25 protein-coding genes and 3 pseudogenes are annotated in these 17,221 nt (G+C 47.2%); 19 read left to right on the forward strand and 9 right to left on the reverse strand.

Annotated elements, in window-relative coordinates; genetic code table 11:
* Nucleotides 1–14: 14 nt before the first annotated feature.
* Nucleotides 15–272: pseudogene (locus OGY18_RS24655) on the reverse strand (IS3 family transposase); the annotation flags it as partial.
* A 227-nt stretch (nt 273–499) separates the two neighbouring features.
* Between OGY18_RS24655 and OGY18_RS24660 the strand changes: the two are divergent.
* From OGY18_RS24660 to OGY18_RS24670, 3 genes are read left to right on the forward strand one after another with little or no spacing between them, the layout of a single operon-like run.
* Complete coding sequence (locus OGY18_RS24660; RefSeq protein WP_286554661.1) at nt 500–1,255, forward strand: hypothetical protein; 756 nt, start codon at nt 500–502, stop codon at nt 1,253–1,255.
* Complete coding sequence (locus tag OGY18_RS24665; RefSeq protein ID WP_149282021.1) at nt 1,248–1,574, forward strand: STAS-like domain-containing protein; 327 nt, start codon at nt 1,248–1,250, stop codon at nt 1,572–1,574. The genes OGY18_RS24660 and OGY18_RS24665 overlap by 8 nt, the downstream gene beginning before the upstream one ends.
* Nucleotides 1,575–1,586: 12 nt before the next feature.
* Nucleotides 1,587–2,210 (forward strand): hypothetical protein, encoded by a 624-nt coding sequence (locus tag OGY18_RS24670; RefSeq protein ID WP_213786743.1) that lies wholly within the window; start codon nt 1,587–1,589, stop codon nt 2,208–2,210.
* A gap of 2 nt (nt 2,211–2,212) precedes the next feature.
* Here OGY18_RS24670 and OGY18_RS24675 read toward each other — a convergent pair whose 3' ends face one another.
* From OGY18_RS24675 to OGY18_RS24705, 7 genes and pseudogenes are all read right to left on the reverse strand, one after another.
* Complete coding sequence (locus tag OGY18_RS24675; RefSeq protein ID WP_149691517.1) at nt 2,213–3,223, reverse strand: tyrosine-type recombinase/integrase; 1,011 nt, start codon at nt 3,221–3,223, stop codon at nt 2,213–2,215.
* Nucleotides 3,198–3,440, reverse strand: a complete 243-nt coding sequence (locus tag OGY18_RS24680) for a DUF4224 domain-containing protein (RefSeq protein WP_071667664.1) — start codon at nt 3,438–3,440, stop codon at nt 3,198–3,200. The genes OGY18_RS24675 and OGY18_RS24680 overlap by 26 nt, the downstream gene beginning before the upstream one ends.
* Before the next feature lie 70 nt (nt 3,441–3,510).
* A complete protein-coding gene (locus tag OGY18_RS24685) occupies nt 3,511–5,982 on the reverse strand; it encodes a 3'-5' exonuclease (protein ID WP_286554664.1) in 2,472 nt (823 codons plus the stop codon).
* A 141-nt stretch (nt 5,983–6,123) separates the two neighbouring features.
* Nucleotides 6,124–6,450, reverse strand: a complete 327-nt coding sequence (locus OGY18_RS24690) for an RrF2 family transcriptional regulator (RefSeq protein ID WP_118262752.1) — start codon at nt 6,448–6,450, stop codon at nt 6,124–6,126.
* A gap of 11 nt (nt 6,451–6,461) precedes the next feature.
* Entirely contained in the window at nt 6,462–6,800 is a 339-nt protein-coding gene (locus OGY18_RS24695) for a hypothetical protein (RefSeq protein WP_136345438.1), read from the reverse strand.
* A gap of 161 nt (nt 6,801–6,961) precedes the next feature.
* Nucleotides 6,962–7,102: pseudogene (locus OGY18_RS24700) on the reverse strand (hypothetical protein); the annotation flags it as partial.
* Between the two features lie 283 nt (nt 7,103–7,385).
* Entirely contained in the window at nt 7,386–7,790 is a 405-nt protein-coding gene (locus OGY18_RS24705; RefSeq protein WP_071667624.1) for a helix-turn-helix domain-containing protein, read from the reverse strand.
* Nucleotides 7,791–7,912: 122 nt separating this feature from the next.
* On the opposite strand from OGY18_RS24705, the gene OGY18_RS24710 reads away from it, so the two are divergent.
* From OGY18_RS24710 to OGY18_RS24770, 13 genes are all read left to right on the forward strand, one after another.
* Nucleotides 7,913–8,143: a transcriptional regulator gene (locus OGY18_RS24710; RefSeq protein WP_071667622.1), complete on the forward strand. Its 231-nt coding sequence runs from the start codon at nt 7,913–7,915 to the stop codon at nt 8,141–8,143.
* A 2-nt stretch (nt 8,144–8,145) separates the two neighbouring features.
* Complete coding sequence (locus tag OGY18_RS24715; protein ID WP_047357953.1) at nt 8,146–8,700, forward strand: toxin YdaT family protein; 555 nt, start codon at nt 8,146–8,148, stop codon at nt 8,698–8,700.
* A 54-nt stretch (nt 8,701–8,754) separates the two neighbouring features.
* Complete coding sequence (locus OGY18_RS24720; RefSeq protein WP_213786200.1) at nt 8,755–9,555, forward strand: DUF1376 domain-containing protein; 801 nt, start codon at nt 8,755–8,757, stop codon at nt 9,553–9,555.
* Between the two features lie 2 nt (nt 9,556–9,557).
* Entirely contained in the window at nt 9,558–10,298 is a 741-nt protein-coding gene (locus OGY18_RS24725; RefSeq protein WP_032943874.1) for an ATP-binding protein, read from the forward strand.
* Nucleotides 10,299–10,317: 19 nt separating this feature from the next.
* Entirely contained in the window at nt 10,318–10,734 is a 417-nt protein-coding gene (locus tag OGY18_RS24730; RefSeq protein ID WP_032943873.1) for a PerC family transcriptional regulator, read from the forward strand.
* A gap of 5 nt (nt 10,735–10,739) precedes the next feature.
* Nucleotides 10,740–11,078 (forward strand): DUF977 family protein, encoded by a 339-nt coding sequence (locus OGY18_RS24735; protein ID WP_047358009.1) that lies wholly within the window; start codon nt 10,740–10,742, stop codon nt 11,076–11,078.
* Between the two features lie 256 nt (nt 11,079–11,334).
* Nucleotides 11,335–12,294 (forward strand): YbgA family protein, encoded by a 960-nt coding sequence (locus tag OGY18_RS24740; protein WP_047357956.1) that lies wholly within the window; start codon nt 11,335–11,337, stop codon nt 12,292–12,294.
* 229 nt (nt 12,295–12,523) lie between these two features.
* Nucleotides 12,524–12,757 carry a DinI-like family protein gene (locus OGY18_RS24745; RefSeq protein WP_198579384.1) on the forward strand — a complete coding sequence of 78 codons (234 nt, stop codon included), beginning with the start codon at nt 12,524–12,526 and terminating at the stop codon, nt 12,755–12,757.
* Between the two features lie 43 nt (nt 12,758–12,800).
* Nucleotides 12,801–13,046 (forward strand): hypothetical protein, encoded by a 246-nt coding sequence (locus OGY18_RS24750; protein WP_048221170.1) that lies wholly within the window; start codon nt 12,801–12,803, stop codon nt 13,044–13,046.
* 128 nt (nt 13,047–13,174) lie between these two features.
* On the forward strand, nt 13,175–13,375 hold the full coding sequence (locus tag OGY18_RS24755; protein ID WP_048221172.1) for a hypothetical protein: 201 nt from the start codon (nt 13,175–13,177) through the stop codon (nt 13,373–13,375).
* 2 nt (nt 13,376–13,377) lie between these two features.
* A complete protein-coding gene (locus OGY18_RS24760; RefSeq protein ID WP_048221174.1) occupies nt 13,378–13,737 on the forward strand; it encodes a RusA family crossover junction endodeoxyribonuclease in 360 nt (119 codons plus the stop codon).
* Nucleotides 13,734–14,774: a DUF968 domain-containing protein gene (locus OGY18_RS24765; protein ID WP_100272206.1), complete on the forward strand. Its 1,041-nt coding sequence runs from the start codon at nt 13,734–13,736 to the stop codon at nt 14,772–14,774. Before OGY18_RS24760 ends, OGY18_RS24765 begins: the two co-directional genes overlap by 4 nt.
* 13 nt (nt 14,775–14,787) lie before the next feature.
* Complete coding sequence (locus OGY18_RS24770; protein WP_060683642.1) at nt 14,788–15,393, forward strand: hypothetical protein; 606 nt, start codon at nt 14,788–14,790, stop codon at nt 15,391–15,393.
* Between the two features lie 311 nt (nt 15,394–15,704).
* On the opposite strand, the gene OGY18_RS24775 is transcribed toward OGY18_RS24770, so the two are convergent.
* Complete coding sequence (locus OGY18_RS24775) at nt 15,705–16,079, reverse strand: FlxA-like family protein (protein WP_060683643.1); 375 nt, start codon at nt 16,077–16,079, stop codon at nt 15,705–15,707.
* Nucleotides 16,080–16,223: 144 nt separating this feature from the next.
* Between OGY18_RS24775 and OGY18_RS24780 the strand changes: the two genes are divergently transcribed.
* The 3 genes and pseudogenes from OGY18_RS24780 to OGY18_RS27410 form a co-directional block, all read left to right on the forward strand.
* Nucleotides 16,224–16,412 carry a hypothetical protein gene (locus OGY18_RS24780; RefSeq protein ID WP_060683644.1) on the forward strand — a complete coding sequence of 63 codons (189 nt, stop codon included), beginning with the start codon at nt 16,224–16,226 and terminating at the stop codon, nt 16,410–16,412.
* A gap of 431 nt (nt 16,413–16,843) precedes the next feature.
* A complete protein-coding gene (locus OGY18_RS24785) occupies nt 16,844–17,122 on the forward strand; it encodes a phage holin (RefSeq protein ID WP_286554677.1) in 279 nt (92 codons plus the stop codon).
* Nucleotides 17,094–17,221 (forward strand): annotated as a pseudogene (locus OGY18_RS27410) (lysozyme); the annotation flags it as partial. The gene OGY18_RS24785 and the pseudogene OGY18_RS27410, both read left to right, overlap by 29 nt.

A 17,221-nucleotide genomic window follows, 5' to 3' on the forward strand; every position in this document is an offset into this window, starting at 1 on the left:
GTCTGTCGTCAGTACTTTCGCCCAAGAGCCACCTGAAGCGCCTCTTTATCCAGCATGGCTTCGGCAAGCAGCTTCTTGAGTCTGGTGTTCTCTTCCTCAAGCGACTTCAGGCGCTTAACTTCAGGCACCTCCATACCGCCATACTTCTTACGCCAGGTGTAAAACGTGGCATCGGAAATGGCATGCTTGCGGCAGAGTTCACGGGCGGGTACCCCAGCTTCGGCTTCGCGGAGAATACTGATGATCTGTTCGTCGGAAAAACGCTTCTTCATGGGGATGTCCTCATGTGGCTTATGAAGACATTACTAACATCGGGGTGTACTAATCAACGGGGAGCAGGTCAACCAGTCCCAAAACATTGTGTGTTTACTCAGACGAACATCGTCCAGCTACCCTCAATTTTCTTAATTTTATCGATGTTGTTGCGGTTAAAAATGAGCACGAGCTCACTATTGATCTATCTAAGGTCGTGTACGCGAGCGCGGCTGCGACAGTACTTTTGTTTGCGATAGTTAGCAGAGCTCAGTTAATTACAAAAGTCCAAAGTCGCATACGGTTCAAATTTCCTAAAAAAGAAGAAAACCCTGACGGACATAGATGGATCGTCAGCACTGGGTTGTCATCTGCACTGACAGCAAATACCTTTAAGAAATTACAAGGTTTGGTTCAGGAAAAAAGATACTATCAATCTGCTGTCGAACCTTTTGAGCATTGGCTTGAGACTGTTACAACTCTCCAAGAGAAAGCTCTTTTGAATGCTGATGCTTTCGGATTGATGAGTTCAGCATTGAACGAAGCTATGCTTAATGTGTCATACCATGCATATGAGGATCCTTGTTTTCAAGGGCAAATTGCAGCATTAGGTGGAAAACGCTGGTGGCAATGCTCATGGTACAGTAAAGAAAAAAATGCCGTAGTTTTCATCATATGTGACCTAGGGTTAGGAATACATAGGTCATTTGGACCAGTGATTGATTCTTCTGGTACGATAGGTGAGAGCATAACCGTTTCAACAGCTTTGTCTTCAGGCCATTCTAGACATTTAAATGCTGGACGTGGGAATGGTTCTGAGGATATAAAAAGGCCTATAGGTTCTGGATGTGCGGAGTCCGAAACACTACTAGTATTAACTGGACACGCCAGATACCGCTATAATTCTAGTGATGGGAAGCCCAATTGTGAGTGGCTGCCTGAGAACATACCAGGAACCCTAATCGAGTGGTCTTTGGTTCCGAGGAGAGGAGAAGATGATTAACATCGTCATTGCTAAGGACTTTTCAAAAACCCCATTTGGTCGGTTTGTAAGCGATAGTCCATATAGTGCTGAAAAGTTCCGCAAGGACTTCTTGGTCCCCGCGTTACGCGCCGGTGACGAAGAGGTTGTCGTGGACTTCAACGGCATTGCTTTAGGCATAGGATCCTCTTTCCTTGAAGAAGCCTTTGGTGGGTTAGTTCGGAAAGAGGGACTACCAAAAGTAGGCATAAAAAAACGCTTAGTGATTAAAAGTGATTTGCCATTCTACAAAGAGCAAATTGAGCGTTTTATAGACAATGCCGAGCCTGAGAAGGCTTAAAGGATAGTTTAAGTGGTCAAAGAGCAACATGGGCTACTGGATCTAGTAGCCCAAAATACTTGGGTTTTTAGTCTTGCCAGTATAGTTTTGGTATTCATAGGATGGGCTGTCACATATAACAATTCTGCAAAGCTTGCTACTCGCTCTGAAAGCAAATCTCTCGTTGACGCCCTGTCAAAATTATTGAATGAAGTTAGTGACTTAGCGATTGATTATTGGTTGGATAGATGTAAATCGCCAAAACCAGTCGTTAAAAATATGAATGGCATCAAGATTAAAACCCAAATTAAGCATGATGAAGCATCCTCACAGATGTTCATCATGACTGTTTTTACAAAAATTAATCAATCAATCAAATACATCGAACTCCTTGATGCAAGGGGTATTCACATTGATAATTTATTCATTGCAGACTTTCTCACAAAAGTAACACTTGACTGCGAAACTGCACATAACATGACGCAACAAGAAAGAGCGTCCAGAGTGCAAGAAATCCTTTCCCTTTCAAGCGAGGCTATGAATCAAGTTTATAGTCAATTTCAAAATAATCATTTGCCTTCAAAGCCGCTACATCTACTGAAATTTCTTAAAGAAAAATGGTCTGTGGTTGAAAGATGGCATAAGAGTTTAGGTTAACGCTATTTTTCAATCGGCGGTAAATTTAGAGTTGGGGAAACCTTAATCTTCCTGTCATAAACTAAAACTTGGCTTTCTGTTTTGTGTCCGGAGAAAAGCTGCTTTTCCCTACTTGAACCATCGTAATCTGAAATCCCTTTTGCTTTAAGATCATGAAAAGTACACGGCAGTTTTCTATCTAGTTTTTTTCCTGCTGCTTCCCTTGCTGTTTCCCACAGATCGTTAAACCCACTTTTCGAGTATTTAGTTTTTTTGCTGCTACAGATAACCGTTTCCCGTCCACCCAGAGTTTTTGCAAGTTCGATGGCGTTATGAAGCCGTTCAGTCCAGACTTTTATTTGTTTAGTCCCGGTCTTTCCCTGCTGGATAAAAATGCCTTCCTCGCTTACTTGCGACCATTTGAGAGAAAGAACATCCGAAACGCGAGCCGCACATAAGTAAGATATCTCCATGCCAACCCGGAGAGCTGGTGCCGCCTCTTCATAAATTGCCTGATATTCTTCGTCTGTCACGTACACGTCACGGGCTTTTAAAGAGAACTTGCGTACTCCTTTGCACGGATTTCCTTTCACGTAACCTCGTTCATATCCCCATGAGAAAACACGCGACATCCCGCCGAGTTCCTGGTTTGCCTGGTTAATACTGCGTTGGCCACGTTTATCCATATAGATCCTGACCATCTCAATTTTTATGTCATCTGCTCTCATATTCCCGAACACTGGGACCAGGTTTTTTTCATACGACCTGTAATCAGTCTGTGTCCGCGGAGCAAGTTCAGCAAAAGCTGGGCTGCTGGTGAATAACTTCCATAATTTAGAAAATGTCATTACGTCTGAACGCTTGGCTTTTTCTTCCTCATAACGCGCCCATAGCCGGGACATACTCGTCCCGGTAATAGGTGCAAGGGTTACGCTTTGTTTTGTTCCTTTTGGCTTCCACACATAGCTATAACGGTTTTTAGTTACGCGTGGCGGGAGGTGCTTGTCTTTAGGATCTTTTCTTGGTCTGCCCATTGATTGCGTCGTAATTTGGCTCAAGTGCAACATATTCATCGACCTTAGGTAATTCAGAAACTCCGGGATCAATACTTCTGCGCAATACAATTGGGCGGTTCCGCCCATCAGTGGTGAACGGTATGCCGTGACACCGCAGCTGTCGCTGCTGGTGGGTGTAGCGCTGATAGCCAGTAATTTCTGCAATTTCCTGAGGAGACAGTGTAAGTTCGTGCATAGCTCATCTCTCTGATGGCCTGCCTGTAAAAACATACCAGGCAGGATCCATAAATTGTGAAATTAGAAAATCAATTTGCGGTCAGACGTTGCCAGATTGCTGATACGTATTTGACCTGATGCCGGGCATCAGAAAGTGCATTGTGCATGTCACCTTCAAACGGGATGTCGTAGCGTGGGTTGATGCCGACAGATTTACCCAGTTCAACCATGGTCCTTACGTCCCTGTCATTCCAGAACGGAACAGCGAAGGGGGTATCTGTTAACGCGTATGCGCGGCGGAGAATGACGTTATCAAACGAGCAACCATTACCCCATAACTGAACTGTGTGGTTTCCGTTAGCAGCGTTTTCAGCAATAAAGTCAGCCAGAAGTTCGAGAGTCTCAAGCAGCCCCATGGCTTCATCAACAAGAATGGCAGAGCGGGCTTCAGATGATTGTTTCAACCACCACTGAATCGTCGACGCATCAGGTTTCATGCCAAACGACATCGATGACTCCAGACTGACAACCTGGTAAAACTCGGCACCAGTGTTACCAGTTGAAGGATCAAAAAATACTGCGCCAATAGAGACTATTGGGGCATCAGGACTGTTGCCCATAGTTTCCATATCAACCATCAGGTGAGTATAAAAAGCGTTCAGGGGATCCGTATCAATATGGTGAACGGGTTCATTATTCAGAGAAGCTGACGCGTCACCAGTTGCATCAGCGCTTTTAACTGGCAAAACTGCTGTTTCGCTCTGAGACACTTCAGGATTAGCTTTGATTTCGTTGTTGTCAGTTTCTTCCATCTGCACATTGCTGGTGGTTTCCTCGGTATTGGCTTGTTGTAATTTTTCTTCGACGGCGCGCTGGCGTACCTGGTCTACGACAGAAAGCGCGGCTGCTGGCTGGTTACCCATCAGGCCATCGATGGAGAACACGCCGTTGCCCATGTTGGCAATTTCTGGTTGTTCAACTCCTGCCTTCTGTTCAGCTGTGGACTTCTCTTTAATATCGTTTTCCCAGCTTTTTTCCGGCACGTGACCGGCTGCCGCCAGGGCTTCTTCAGTTGGGTGCTGGTGGTCGGTTTCAGTCAGGTTCTTATTGATGTAACGGCTCAGCAGTTCCGGGAAATGGTGAGCGTTTTCTTCTGCACTGCGAATAAGTGCGAAAATAGCGGCACGGGAATAATCCAGGATGCCAGCGCGTTTGCGCAGGGCGACGGACCACTCTTTGAACGGGCTTTCGTTTTTAGCAATGATCTCTTTTGCGCGACGGAAAACGCCACCTGGGATATCGTAGATGTTGAAATCCATTGGAAGTGTGGCCAGCGCAATATCAATGTCCAGAGTTTCCAGTGTGTGGACAAGTGCCGGGTTACGATCGGTCTTATTGCCACCACCAGCGTTCGTTCCAGTATCAGAGCGCTGAATCTGCGAGACACGATTGCCCTTACCCCACTCTTTAACCAGCAGCCCACGGTCAATGTGTTCAGTACTGAACCAGGCCTTAAAGAACTGAATTATGGTAGACAAATCCACTCGTTTTCCATCAACCGGAAAAACGGTTTTCAGCGCGCTGACAATCTTCCAGATATCGATCTCTGGCGCTTTCCTGAATGGTTCTACATTCTCGGCGGCAAGCAGCAGGTTTTGCACATAGCTGTTATCCACATCCAGCTCGAGTTCCTGAATGGTTTTCTTCTGCTCAGTATCAATATGGTAAGCATATTCTTCAGAAATAAACTGAGCTAAGAGGCGCTGGCGTAGCGGGAGAGTCGCAACGGTAATGAGTTCTGGCGTTACAGGTGGAACGGTGGGCTCATCACCCACAATTCGTGCTTTCTTATCGTTAACCCACTCCTGCACGGTTTGAGTCCGCGCTTTCGGTTCCGCAATCCATTCGGTAATAAATTCCTCAAATGAAGCAATGTTATAGACCTGCTCACGGTCGAAGACTTCTTTTATTGCGTTTGCCAGGTTCCACTCGACATGAGCAGAAAGCTCTTTCGCCGCTGGCACATTTGCAACGGCCAGTAACAGGTTTTGTATATAGAGATCATTTTCGTCCAGTTCCATTTGTCCGATCTGGACGTGCCGCGCTTCACTGATTTCCTTCTCTTCACCGTCATTTAACAGGTGCGCAATCAGCCGCTGAGACAGGCGCAGGCGAGATATGGGGCGGAGCAATGCTGGCGCATCGCTGGTGGGTACATTGGCACTGGAGGTTTCAGGTTTTTGCTGGCTGGAAGCCTCCAGATTTTCATTATCCGGCTTCTGTTTCAGTTGCCACGTTTGCTGGTCTTCTGCCAGTTCGTAACGATCGCACCATGTGTCATCAAGTGTGCTTTCCTCAGGAAGATCGTCAACAACAAACCAGTTGGTGCGGACAGGTAATTGATAGTCCGCGCCACGTCCGACGGCAATACCGTTGTCTTCGAGAATATTGAGGATTTCGCGCTCTGCGCGGGAATCTGATTTTGCAGAGAACCAGCAAAACAGGTTTTTTGCCTCAGTTGCTTTCGCTTTGGCTTTAATAAGATACGCATACGTTAACATTGCGTTCGGGCTCCATTGGATTGTAAGATACCCGGCAGCTGATGATCGCCGCCTAAGGTAGTGGTTATTGGTCAAAACTCGTTCCGGAAAGCTTTGGTCGGCAGACCGGGTACTTAACCCGCCTTGCGCGGGTTTTGTGCTTTATGGGGTAGGGGATTTTCCCTGTGCCAGCTGTGCGACGGGGACCCACTCCAGAGCATTCAGCACGGGTTCAAATGAATCAGGCGTTTGAGTAACGGCGCGAACGACGTCAGCCACGCTGGGGTTTGCTTTGCTAAGATGGTACCCGCCACCGGCGCCACGCTGACTGGTAACAATTTCACTGCTGCGCAGCTTCGAGAAAATCTGCTCGAGGTAAGACACAGACAGCTTTGATTCCTTGCTGATTGATGCGATGGAAACCGGACTGCCGTTGTAAATCCTGTTGAGGATGGCAACGGCCTGAACTGAAGCCACCACACGTTTCATTCCAAACTCCATCACGCATCCTTTGCCGGTTCGCGACCGTATCCAGGGTTATCGTTCAAGGCATCACTCAGAACCTGCATTGCCTCATTGTGTGGGAGAGTCAGAGCAAGTTTGATCGCCGTTCCAAGAGCTTCAGCCGCACATTCAAATTTACGAGCGAGCCTGGCTGTTTCATCAACTTGTTCGCCCATCGCTTCTATTTCAAAGTTGTGCTCTGTCCAGACTTCATCCATCACATCACTTTCAACTTCTTCACGTAATGCTTCTTTAACTTCCAGAACAGGCAAAACGCCGATTAATGCCTCAGCTGGTGCGCTGCTGAAGCGCAATGCCAGATCGTTAGCTGACATAAAAACCTCCGGAAAAAAGCCCGCCACGAGACGGGCAAAGAACACTTTTCCAATTTAACCAGAACAGGTCTTCGTCTCCTGTTTGGTTACGATGGTGGTATTACCATCACAATGCCCTGTGCACCGGGCATGAGGCTGGCAACAGCCATTGGTCAAACTCGTTATGAACGAACGGCAGTCTGTTGGTCGGCAGACGGGTCACCCTTCTGGGCGAGCATGTAGCAAATCAGTCGAATGATTACTTCGATGCGATTTAGATGTACGGCCTGACACCGCACTGGTTTACGTGCGAAATCGATCATGGATTTATCCTCTTGCGTTGCCCTTGTCGCCAGGCTGGCGGAACGTTGAACCTGCTGCGTGTTAATACTTGTCATCTCATCCGGTGATTCGTATGCCGCCGGCAGCTACTTCGTGGGCGTCCTGCCTCGATGACTGATTTTCTAAAATCAGACTACAAATAATATTTTCATTGGTCAAGCTTTTATTGAAGATAAAACTTTCAATGAAGTCTGCGGTATTTACATTTTGTGAATTTTAGGCGAAAAAAAAGCCGCTATTGCGGCTGTTTGGTGGGGAACTGTCTCAGTCTTGAGGTGTTGGTGGTTCAATTTTTCTTTTCTTGAGGAATTCCGCCATGAATTTATCCAACTCATCGAGCCTTTCATTAGCAAGGGCAATAAACCGATCTTGCTCAGACTCCGGAAGCTGATCGAATACATCCAGCAATCGCTGCTGCTTGTCGTTTAGGACAGTTTTGCTCTCAGTGGTTTCCTTAAGCCATTTTTCTTCGGCATCAGTCATAAAGAACCAATACAATGGCTTACCTAAAGCTTCCGGCAGCAAAGCCAACTTTTCCTTTCTTGGAATAATTCCAGAATTACACCAGCCACTGACAGATTGAGAATTCACACCAACCCGGCGGCCTAACTCAGATTGAGATATGCCAGCCTCTTCGAGGGCTCTTATCAGTCTTTCTTCAAAGTTCATATTCATATCCAAATCAAACCATTAAGCAAGGATACAAAGTTTTTTTGCAGATTGGATCGTTCTATTTTCTTGACAATGAAAATTTTATTTTCAATCATATGAAAACAAAATCAGGAGGCGTCATGAAAGAACAGACCCAGAAAAAAATACTTACGTTATGTGGTAGTCAATCAGAGCTGGCTCGCCGGCTTGGTAAAAATTCGCAAACTGTTTCAGCTTGGTTTCGCACTCAAGTCGCCAGCACAGAGGTTCTAAACGCCTGCAGGGCGCTGGATTGGAAAGTCACCCCACATGAAATCAGACCGGATCTTTATCCTAACCCCACTGATGGTTTACCTCAAAAGGAGGCTTAATCATGCAATCAGTAACATATCAACATCATAGCCAACGCTTAGCTGTTCCGTTGAAAACGCAAAATCATTTTAAACCCCAGCGCCGCGACAGCATTCAGCACCGCGTCATATTGGCAGCTGTTCGTGAATGGGAATCGACATTACCAGGACAGGCACAGGAGCGGATCGCTCAGCTGGTGGCTGAAGAGTGGGCCAAAGCAGATGGTCGCGGAATTGCTGTTAATAAGCAGAATTTATTCCGATATCTGAAAAACGAAGGAGGGTCAGAAAAGTATACGGCTTACGTTATGCAGCTGTCAGGTTCAATCATTGCTGCTATGCCAGTTCAGATTGCCAGGAAGCACGGGTTAAGTAATGCGAGCACAGAAGCGGAGCTGGTGGCCAACGCTATCAAAGAATGCAGTGAGGCACATCAGGCGAAATTAATCGGCGCTCCGTTACAGAAACTGGAGAAGGAAATTCGTGAAGCAGCAATCGCTTTGTTCAACATGTTACCAGCTGATGCGGCGGGACCACTACTGGCGAGTTTAAGCGCCGTAGCGCCGCAATTGTTTTAATCGAGTTTTGAGCAATAACCATTACGCGCCGGGAAACCGGACAAGGGAGTAAACATGGCAGCTCTGCCTTACATGCAACTTTACATTGCTGATTACCTGGCGGACACCATGCATCTGTCTACAGAAGAGCATGGCGCATACCTGCTACTGATGTTCAATTATTGGCAAACAGGTCGCCCGATCCCCAAAAACCGACTATCGAAAATTGCACGGCTGAGTAACGACCGTTGGGATTCCGTTGAACCTTCGTTGAAAGAGTTTTTTAACGATAACGGTACCGAATGGGTACAGGAGCGTATAGAGCGTGATCTGGAGGCGGTTAAAAACTCAATCAGCCAAAAGTCAGCAGCTGGAAAGGCATCCGCTCAGGCGAGAAAAGCTAAAAAAGGAGCGAATAACCAACAAAATAACAACGGGTGTTCAACGGGTGTTGAGCCGCCGTTAAAACAGAACGTCAACGGTAACACAACTAATAAAGATCCAGATACAGATACAGATCTAAAAGAAAACCAAGAGAGAGAGTTACACGCGCTCGGTGACTTTTTACCGCCCATAGGCAAATTTCCGATCACAGATGACTGGACACCTGGTGATGACTTTGTACGCCAGGCTGCGCAGTGGGGAATAAACCTTGGGGATCTACCAGGGTATACCGCCGTCGAATTACAGCAATTCCGGGACTACTGGAAATGCGAAGGGAAAGTTAAACACCACATTCAGTGGGAACAGACTTTTGCTTCCAGCCTGAAAACATCACGCGCCAAATCTTCCTCACCATCGGCAGGTACACGTCGACAGGCCGGCTTTGGCGTTTCACAACCTGACACTCAGATCCCGCCGGGATTCAGGGGGTAATGATGAAATCGACGCATGATTTGCTTGGCCGTCTACGTAATCTCATGCCTGCAGGTGTTCAGCCGAAATTTACCAGCAGTCAGGAATTAATGGCCTGGCAGCAGGAAGAAGGGCGAAAGCGCGCAGCTGAGCTGGAAAAACAAAATCAGCGTAACCGTTCAGAAAGAATTTTCGGGCGCTCAGGGATCTGCGAGTTACACAGAGGGTGCTCATTTGCAAATTACCAGGTGAGCAACGACGGGCAGAAACACGCGCTGACGATGGCAAAGAGTTACGCCCATAACTTTGGGAATGGCTTTACCAGTTTCATATTCAGCGGCAGTTGCGGAACAGGGAAAAATCATCTTGCTGCGGCAATCGGGAACTACCTGCTTCAGCACGATTATTCCGTTCTGGTCGTGACAGTACCTGATTTGATGCTTCGCACTCGCAAGTGCTATGACGAGGGCCAGTCTGAGTCCGATTTGCTGGATGATTTGTGCAAGGTTGATTTGCTTGTTCTTGATGAGGTTGGTGTTCAACGTGATACGCGCAATGAGTGGGTATTACTTAATCAGATAATCGATCGCCGTATGGCGTCAATGAAACCAGTGGGGGTACTTACAAACCTGAATTATGACGAGTTATCGAAAGTTCTGGGTGAGCGGGTCATGGACCGCTTAACCATGGATGACGGTATCTGGGTAAATTTCGCCTGGGGAAGTTATCGAAAAAATGTGACCCACTTACGGGTCGTGAAGTAACCAAAACGAGTATTGACCAATGACCATAGAAATCTCTCAGAAAGATCGGGTAGCGATAGTGGTACGCCATACCCCGAACTGTGTATTACGTGATGTGTGTGAAGCGCTGGATATTCCATCCGGTACCGCTGGTAAGTTTCTGCGCGCGCTGACTGTCAGCGGCACAGTCCTGCGTACTCACAACGGAACTCAGTATGTTTATAACATTGCTACGGATGCAGAAATACCTGACGTAAAACTGCCCTTCATGGAAGAGAAAAGCGATCCGGCTGAAACGCAATTAGCGGAGAAAATGGCGAAAGACCTTAAGTCCCGGGGGCTCTGGCGGCGCGCGGCAAAGGTATATACCGACATGTTAGACATTGCCCGTAGTTCAGCTGAAGTGTCACGTATAGCGCAGCAACGTAATGAATGTCTACGTATGGCCCGGAGATGATCAGCATGCCAAGACCAAATACACCAGAAGAGCAGGCGGCACTTATTCGGGTGATCATTGAAGAGGTGAAAATCCGTGGACGCTTAACTGTTAGCGAGGCATCACAGATGTTGTCGCTGCATCGTCAGACTGCTGAGAAGTATTTCCGCGTCGCAGCCGAACGCGGCGAACTCATTCGTTACGGTCGTCTTGGTTTGTTCAGGGATCGGAAGGCTGTGATTGATTTCGATCTCCAGCGTTTTTCATACGGATCGAGTAAACCTGTTATTGAGTTACCTGCAGATTTTCGGGGAAGTGCAGTTATGCGCCGGGTTATAGATATCGTGGGGAGGATGCCAGCATGACAACCGAAAAACGGCGGAACATGGCTTTCACTACTCGACGTTGAGCATGTCCTGCTAGTGGTAGGCGTAAGATTTAAGGATGAGTGAAGGAACCTCAACTTTACGGCTCTATCTGATTCCTTTTCATTACGCTGGCGATGTCCTCATGGTTATGCTTATCTGTAATAAGAATGATATAAATAGATTAGGTATTATCATTTGAACAGTCACGATTTTCCTTTCGCGAAGTGGGCATTGAATTAACGAGGGTATCGATATGAACACTCAACCAGCTATCGGGATTAGCGGATGCTTGACCGGAACAGCTGTGCGGTTCGACGGCGGCCATAAACGAATGGGGTTTGCGATGGATGAACTGGCTCAGTGGGTAACTTTCAAGCCTGTCTGTCCGGAGATGTCCATTGGTTTATCTGTTCCCCGCCCAGCATTGCGCCTGGTTCAAACCAATGAAGGTTATATTCGCATGCGTTTTAGTCACGAGCCTGGTGAGGATATAACTGACAAAATGACTGAATTCACAACTCCATATATCCGAGGGCTTAGCACCTTGTCTGGCTTTATTGTCTGTGCCAAATCACCGAGTTGCGGTATGGAGAGAGTGAGGTTGTATGACGAAATGGGAAATCGTGGGCGGAAAGAAGGCACGGGCCTTTTTACTGGTGCGTTAATGGAAGCATATCCGTGGTTGCCGGTTGAGGAAGATGGACGTTTGCACGATCCGGTACTGAGGGAGAATTTTGTCGAGCGCATCTTTGCTCTCAATGAACTTAACATCTTAAGGGCTAATGGCCTTACGCGTCATGGGATACTTAGTTTCCATAGTCGCTATAAGCTCCAGCTTTTGGCTCATAACCAAGCAGGCTATCGTGAAATTGGGCCTTTTGTTGCTTCGATGCATGAGTGGAATGATTTGGAAGCATTTTTTGTTCTTTACCGAGAAAAGTTAATGGCAATCCTCAAGAAGCCGTCCTCACGGAAAAACCATACCAACGTGTTGATGCACATCCAGGGATACTTCCGTAACCAGTTGAATACACGTCAGCGCGGAGAACTGCGTGACGTTATTCTCAACTATAGCAGTGGACTCTTGCCGATACTCGCTCCACTTACTTTGCTAAAGCACTATCTGGCTGAATATCCAGATCGCTATTTGCTTACTCAGAACTATTTTGACCCCTACCCGAATGATTTAGCCCTACGCCTGATGGTTAATTAGTTTTTGAATACAGCCTTTAAACTATTTAATCTCTGGATCTTTAACCCGCTCCGGCGGGTTTTTTCTTATCTATACAGTGTTGCCACTCAGATTTAGTGAATCCCTAATGCTAGGAAAAGCTCAGTGTATACAACGGCATGGCTTTGGCAAAAAGTGCTATTAACCACTTGAATATGAGATTCAATAGGTATACTGTATGAATGTACAGTATTTTGATGTAGAGGGAATTATGAAGGTAGAACTTACGATCAACAAATCAAAAGACCTGCCGCGCGGAGCCATACCCGCACTTGAGAAAGAGCTGCTTAAGCGACTTCAGAATCAATATGGAAATTGTTCTCTAGTTATCCGCACGGCTGGCGGTGATAGCCTGACTGTTTTTGGTGGCGATAAGGGCGATAAAACGAAGGTGGAGGAAATCCCCCAGGAGACCTGGGAAAGCGCTGACGACTGGTTTTATTAGTTTTTTGGGTATTACTTTATCCCGATTGCATGGGGGAGTTTAAGTGAAAGAAAAAGTAGAATTGCCCAAAAAAGGCTACGCAGTCATCAGATGTCACGATGGAGTCATCGTTGCCAGGCTGCAATCATTTCCTGAGTGTGAGCGCGCCCTGATGTATCGTCGCGGTAGCATGGTGTCTTTCATGCCTCTTCAGGATAATGAAATTATTGGTACACCTACGTTGTTTACTCAGATGCTGGAAAGGGCTGGTTATCGCGTTACTCAGAATTCTGTTACACTCCCGTCATAGGCCTGAACAACCTATACCTGCTGCGCCACAGGAGAAAAGCCCATGGCGCAAGATCAATTCAAGCAATCCCACATACTGACGTTAACTAACGCCAGCGATTTTCTTTTTACCGCATCCAGAGGTGCGTTATGAAGAAAAGCTGGTTTCAACATACCCAACTCACCACTGAGCAGGCTGACGAACTGGAAGCCCGCTATCACGCAAAGCAGATTAAGACCGAGCGTAGTCTGGATAATGACTTCGTTCATTGGACGATCAGCGCGTTCTTGCCAGAAGTATCTAAGCCTCCGCGTCAGGACAGAACCTGGCAACAACGGATCTGGAGGTGAATGTGAAAGTCTACGATATCACCCCAATGGGCAAGCCTAGGATGACTCGCGCTGATAAATGGAAAAAGCGCCCCGAGGTTCTGCGTTACCGGGCTTTCTGTGATGAAGTTCATCTGCAGGGTGTTGAGCTGCCGGAAAGCGGTTCGCATGTCACCTTCATTCTTCCTATGCCAGCGAGTTGGAGCAATAAGAAACGGACTGAGTTCAACGGTAAACCACACCAGACAAAACCTGATTTTGACAACATGATGAAAGCTCTGATGGATGCCATTTACGAAGATGACGCTCACATCTGGGATTCACGCGTCACAAAATTATGGGGAGAGAAGGGACAAATAATTATCGGGGAGATTGCAGAATGAGGGCGCTGCTGAAGCCGGTGGTTGCGCGTGAGCTTGGAATTGTGCTGCTCAAGCCGGGCAGTGAGCTGATGTCATTATTCAGTTGTGAACGTGTGCTGGTGGAAAGCCAGCCGGCAGGTATGGAACGGTTGCCTGCTGGCCGTGTTCCTGACGTTCGCCAGCCGCTTGCGTGTGACGAGTCGCTGCGACCGTTCTTCCTGGATGAAAAAGTTATTAAGGTTGCTGGTGGTTTGAGTGGCCTTGATTACTGGCTTCTGCGTTATGGCGGTAGCTGCTGCCAGTGGCCACACAGCGATTACCATTATCACGAGTTAACCACTCTGCGTCATGAACCCGGATCGGTTCTTCTGTGTGGACATTGTGATAACCATTTGCGTGACCATTACAGCGAACAACTTGCAGAGCTGGCGAGATGTAATGTTATTAGCTGGATTATCAACAGCATCATGGTGGCACTGAATCAGGATCCTTCCAGAGAACTGTCGCTGGCGGAGCTATGCTGGTGGGCGGTGCGTATGGGGGTTACCGACGCAATTCCCGAATCAGTAGCCAGTCGGGCGCTTCGTATTCCTTCGGAAGATCATCAGTCAGTCATGCATGAATGCGACGTCGAGCCGGGTGTAACCGCCACCAGCATCATTACAGCCAAAGCCAGCACAGTAACCGTGAACATGCCACCAGCGCAGGTGCCTGAGGTTAAGCCTGTAGTTGGTGTTCTGGTCGACCCTGAGTCCCCGCAAACCTATATGAAACGTCCAAAGCGTATCCGTTGGACGGCCCCCCGATATCTGGAATGGATTAAAACACAGCCCTGCGAATGCTGCGGCAAACCATCCGATGACCCACACCATTTAATTGGCTGGGGGCAGGGAGGTATGGCAACGAAGGCGCATGATATTTTCGCGATCCCTTTGTGTCGTCAGTGCCATACAGAACTACATAACGACCCGGTGAAGTTTGAGCGAAAGCATGTACCTCAGCCGGTAATGATTATCAGAGTGCTGGACCGGGCTTACGGGCTCGGTGTTCTGGTGTAAGGAGAAAAACAGGATGACACCACGTCAATGCCGCAATCATTTTGAAGCACTTGGTAAAGCAGCATCTGCGCCGCGTAAAAGTTGGCTCGGTAAATGTATCCTCCTGACGGGGATCCAGTCCGGATGGATTAAATCCCTGCTCACTACCTGGGGGGAAGGTGTGGGAGGAAAAACTGCTCCTCGTTTGCCGCGAGGACATGCGTGTTGGAATGTGCTTAAGGGACGGAACTGGTCAGATAAGGCACTCGAGCGATTCACCGTTGCGTTAAATCAGGCGAGAGAAGAGGGATTCCGTGGACAGCAGGCAATGAACAGGGCACACAGCATTCTCTGGCCCCAGTCACCCGCCAGTGTAATTGACGAGGCCCTGCATAGTGACGATGTCGATTTTGTTGAGCAATGCGTACTGCAGGCGCTGGATATAAACGATCCGGTTTATGTTGTTGGTCTTCAGTATTACACCACCCGAAAAAAAGTCTCAGACATAACCCGGGAACTACAGGCGATTGCGCCATGGCTGACACAAGAAAAGGCCAGAGAGCGAGTGAAGTGGTGTTTACAGATTTTCAGAGCAAAGGTGTTCTTGTCAGCGAAAGCACTTTTGGAAAGCAAGGAATAATATTTTTGCTTTTTTGTGCTGTTTTTTGTGTCTGGTATTGAAAACTACCCAGAAAGTTAGATAATCCATTCATGCTTGGCAGAGCTGCGCCACGATGGCAGCGACGAAAAGCGAACAATTTGAATATAACGAGAACCCCGCCAGCGCGGGGTTTTTGCTTTCCGGCGATACGACAGGGGTATTCGCGAGGTGTATTACACCAGTACCCCTGTCATATCGCCGTGCTGAATCGTTAACTTGAAAACAAGTTCTCACAACACTCCAGTGCTTTTTCGTTTTTAACTCAAAGGAAAAATGGTTGGGGGTAGCTGCTAAACGTAGACATCAATATTTTTAGTATTATTCCCTGCAACGTTCGAACCTGATTTGTCACTTACCGTAGGTAATGCTCCCGATACCATTTGGTTTTTTTCTGCTTCTTGTTTTTGTAATTGAGCAATTTTTGCGTATATAGACTCGATTTGCCTTTGAATCATCTCCATCTGCTGTTTAAGCAGTTTTGCCTCATCTTCGGAGGTTACTTCATTTATTTTTGAACCCATGGCGCTGAGTTCTTTTGTCAACTCACCAATTTGTTTTTTCAGGTTTTGAATTTGTTGTGAAACAGAGTTGCCAGTACTTGAAGGTGCTTGTTTTACTGTGCTTTGTAGTATGTCCTGACCCAAAGTGCTAACTGTCATGCTCATGGTGGTTCCTCCGACCTTACATTTATTATCCATTATCGTCATCTTTCGAAATTACTTTATTAGCAAAGGTTAAGTTGTGGCTTCCTGCACCACAGCATCATTTGTGCCGCTCTATACTATCTGCTGAGTATCGCGGAGGAGCTTATGAAAGAAGGGTATTACTGGATTCAGCATGTCGGAGTTGTACAGGTAGCGTACTACACGAATGACACCGTTGATGACTTGGAAACGGGGAAAATAATCACAGGTGTTTGGCATCTGACCAGAGGCGATGACATTTGCCATAACGGTGAAGCAGATGTGTTAGAAGGTCCTCTCTCTCCACCATTGTAAACAACCGTACTTACTTCGAGGCTGCCGCGTGGCGGCCTTTTTCATTTCAGGCTCACGGATATCACTCACTACGTGCTTTGTTGATAAATCAAGCCCGTGAAGTCTGATCCTTTTAGAATAATAGTGCTGTTTGATTGCAGGTTTTTCTTATTGATTCTAAAGTTATAGAGCATCTAGTAAAAGCTCTCGTTTGACGTAAGTGTGATGAATCCCCCTAAGCGGAGGGGTGAAACTGACAGTAAACAAAGTCATGGAATGACATGCTTAGTGCACACGGGTCATGGTTTGTCAGCCAAAGGCCCACCGGGAGGCACCCGGCATCACGTTGACGCTTCAGTAATGCAATATGCTTATTTTCTGGCCCGTTCATTCGAACGGGCTTTTTTATTCCCCTTTCACAAAACGCCATCCGAAGAATCGGAGGTGAGGCTATGACCAGAATGAGCACCATTTACAGCAGACTTTCATATGGAACAGGCACCACGCTGACCGGCTGCGGTGTATCAGCGAAGGCATACGCCGAAACAGNTAAAACAGCAAAAGAGGTGTCCTGGATGTTGGCCGACAGAATTGCAGGGTTAAGCCTGAGCGACTGGGCAATTATTGTCGGTATCGCATGCACCGTTATCACCTGTGCAGTGAACTGGTACTACAGGCAAAAGGAAAGGGAGGACCGGCTTAATGGCAATGTCACCAAAGCTGAAGAATAAACTGAGCGCAGCGGTCGTTGGTTTGATTCTTGCCGGGGCTTCCGCGCCCGTGATTCTCGATCAGTTTCTGGATGAGAAAGAGGGTAATAGCGAGCAGGC

The organism is Citrobacter sp. Cpo142 (assembly GCF_030332425.1).
Classification (GTDB): Bacteria; Pseudomonadota; Gammaproteobacteria; order Enterobacterales; family Enterobacteriaceae; genus Citrobacter; species Citrobacter portucalensis.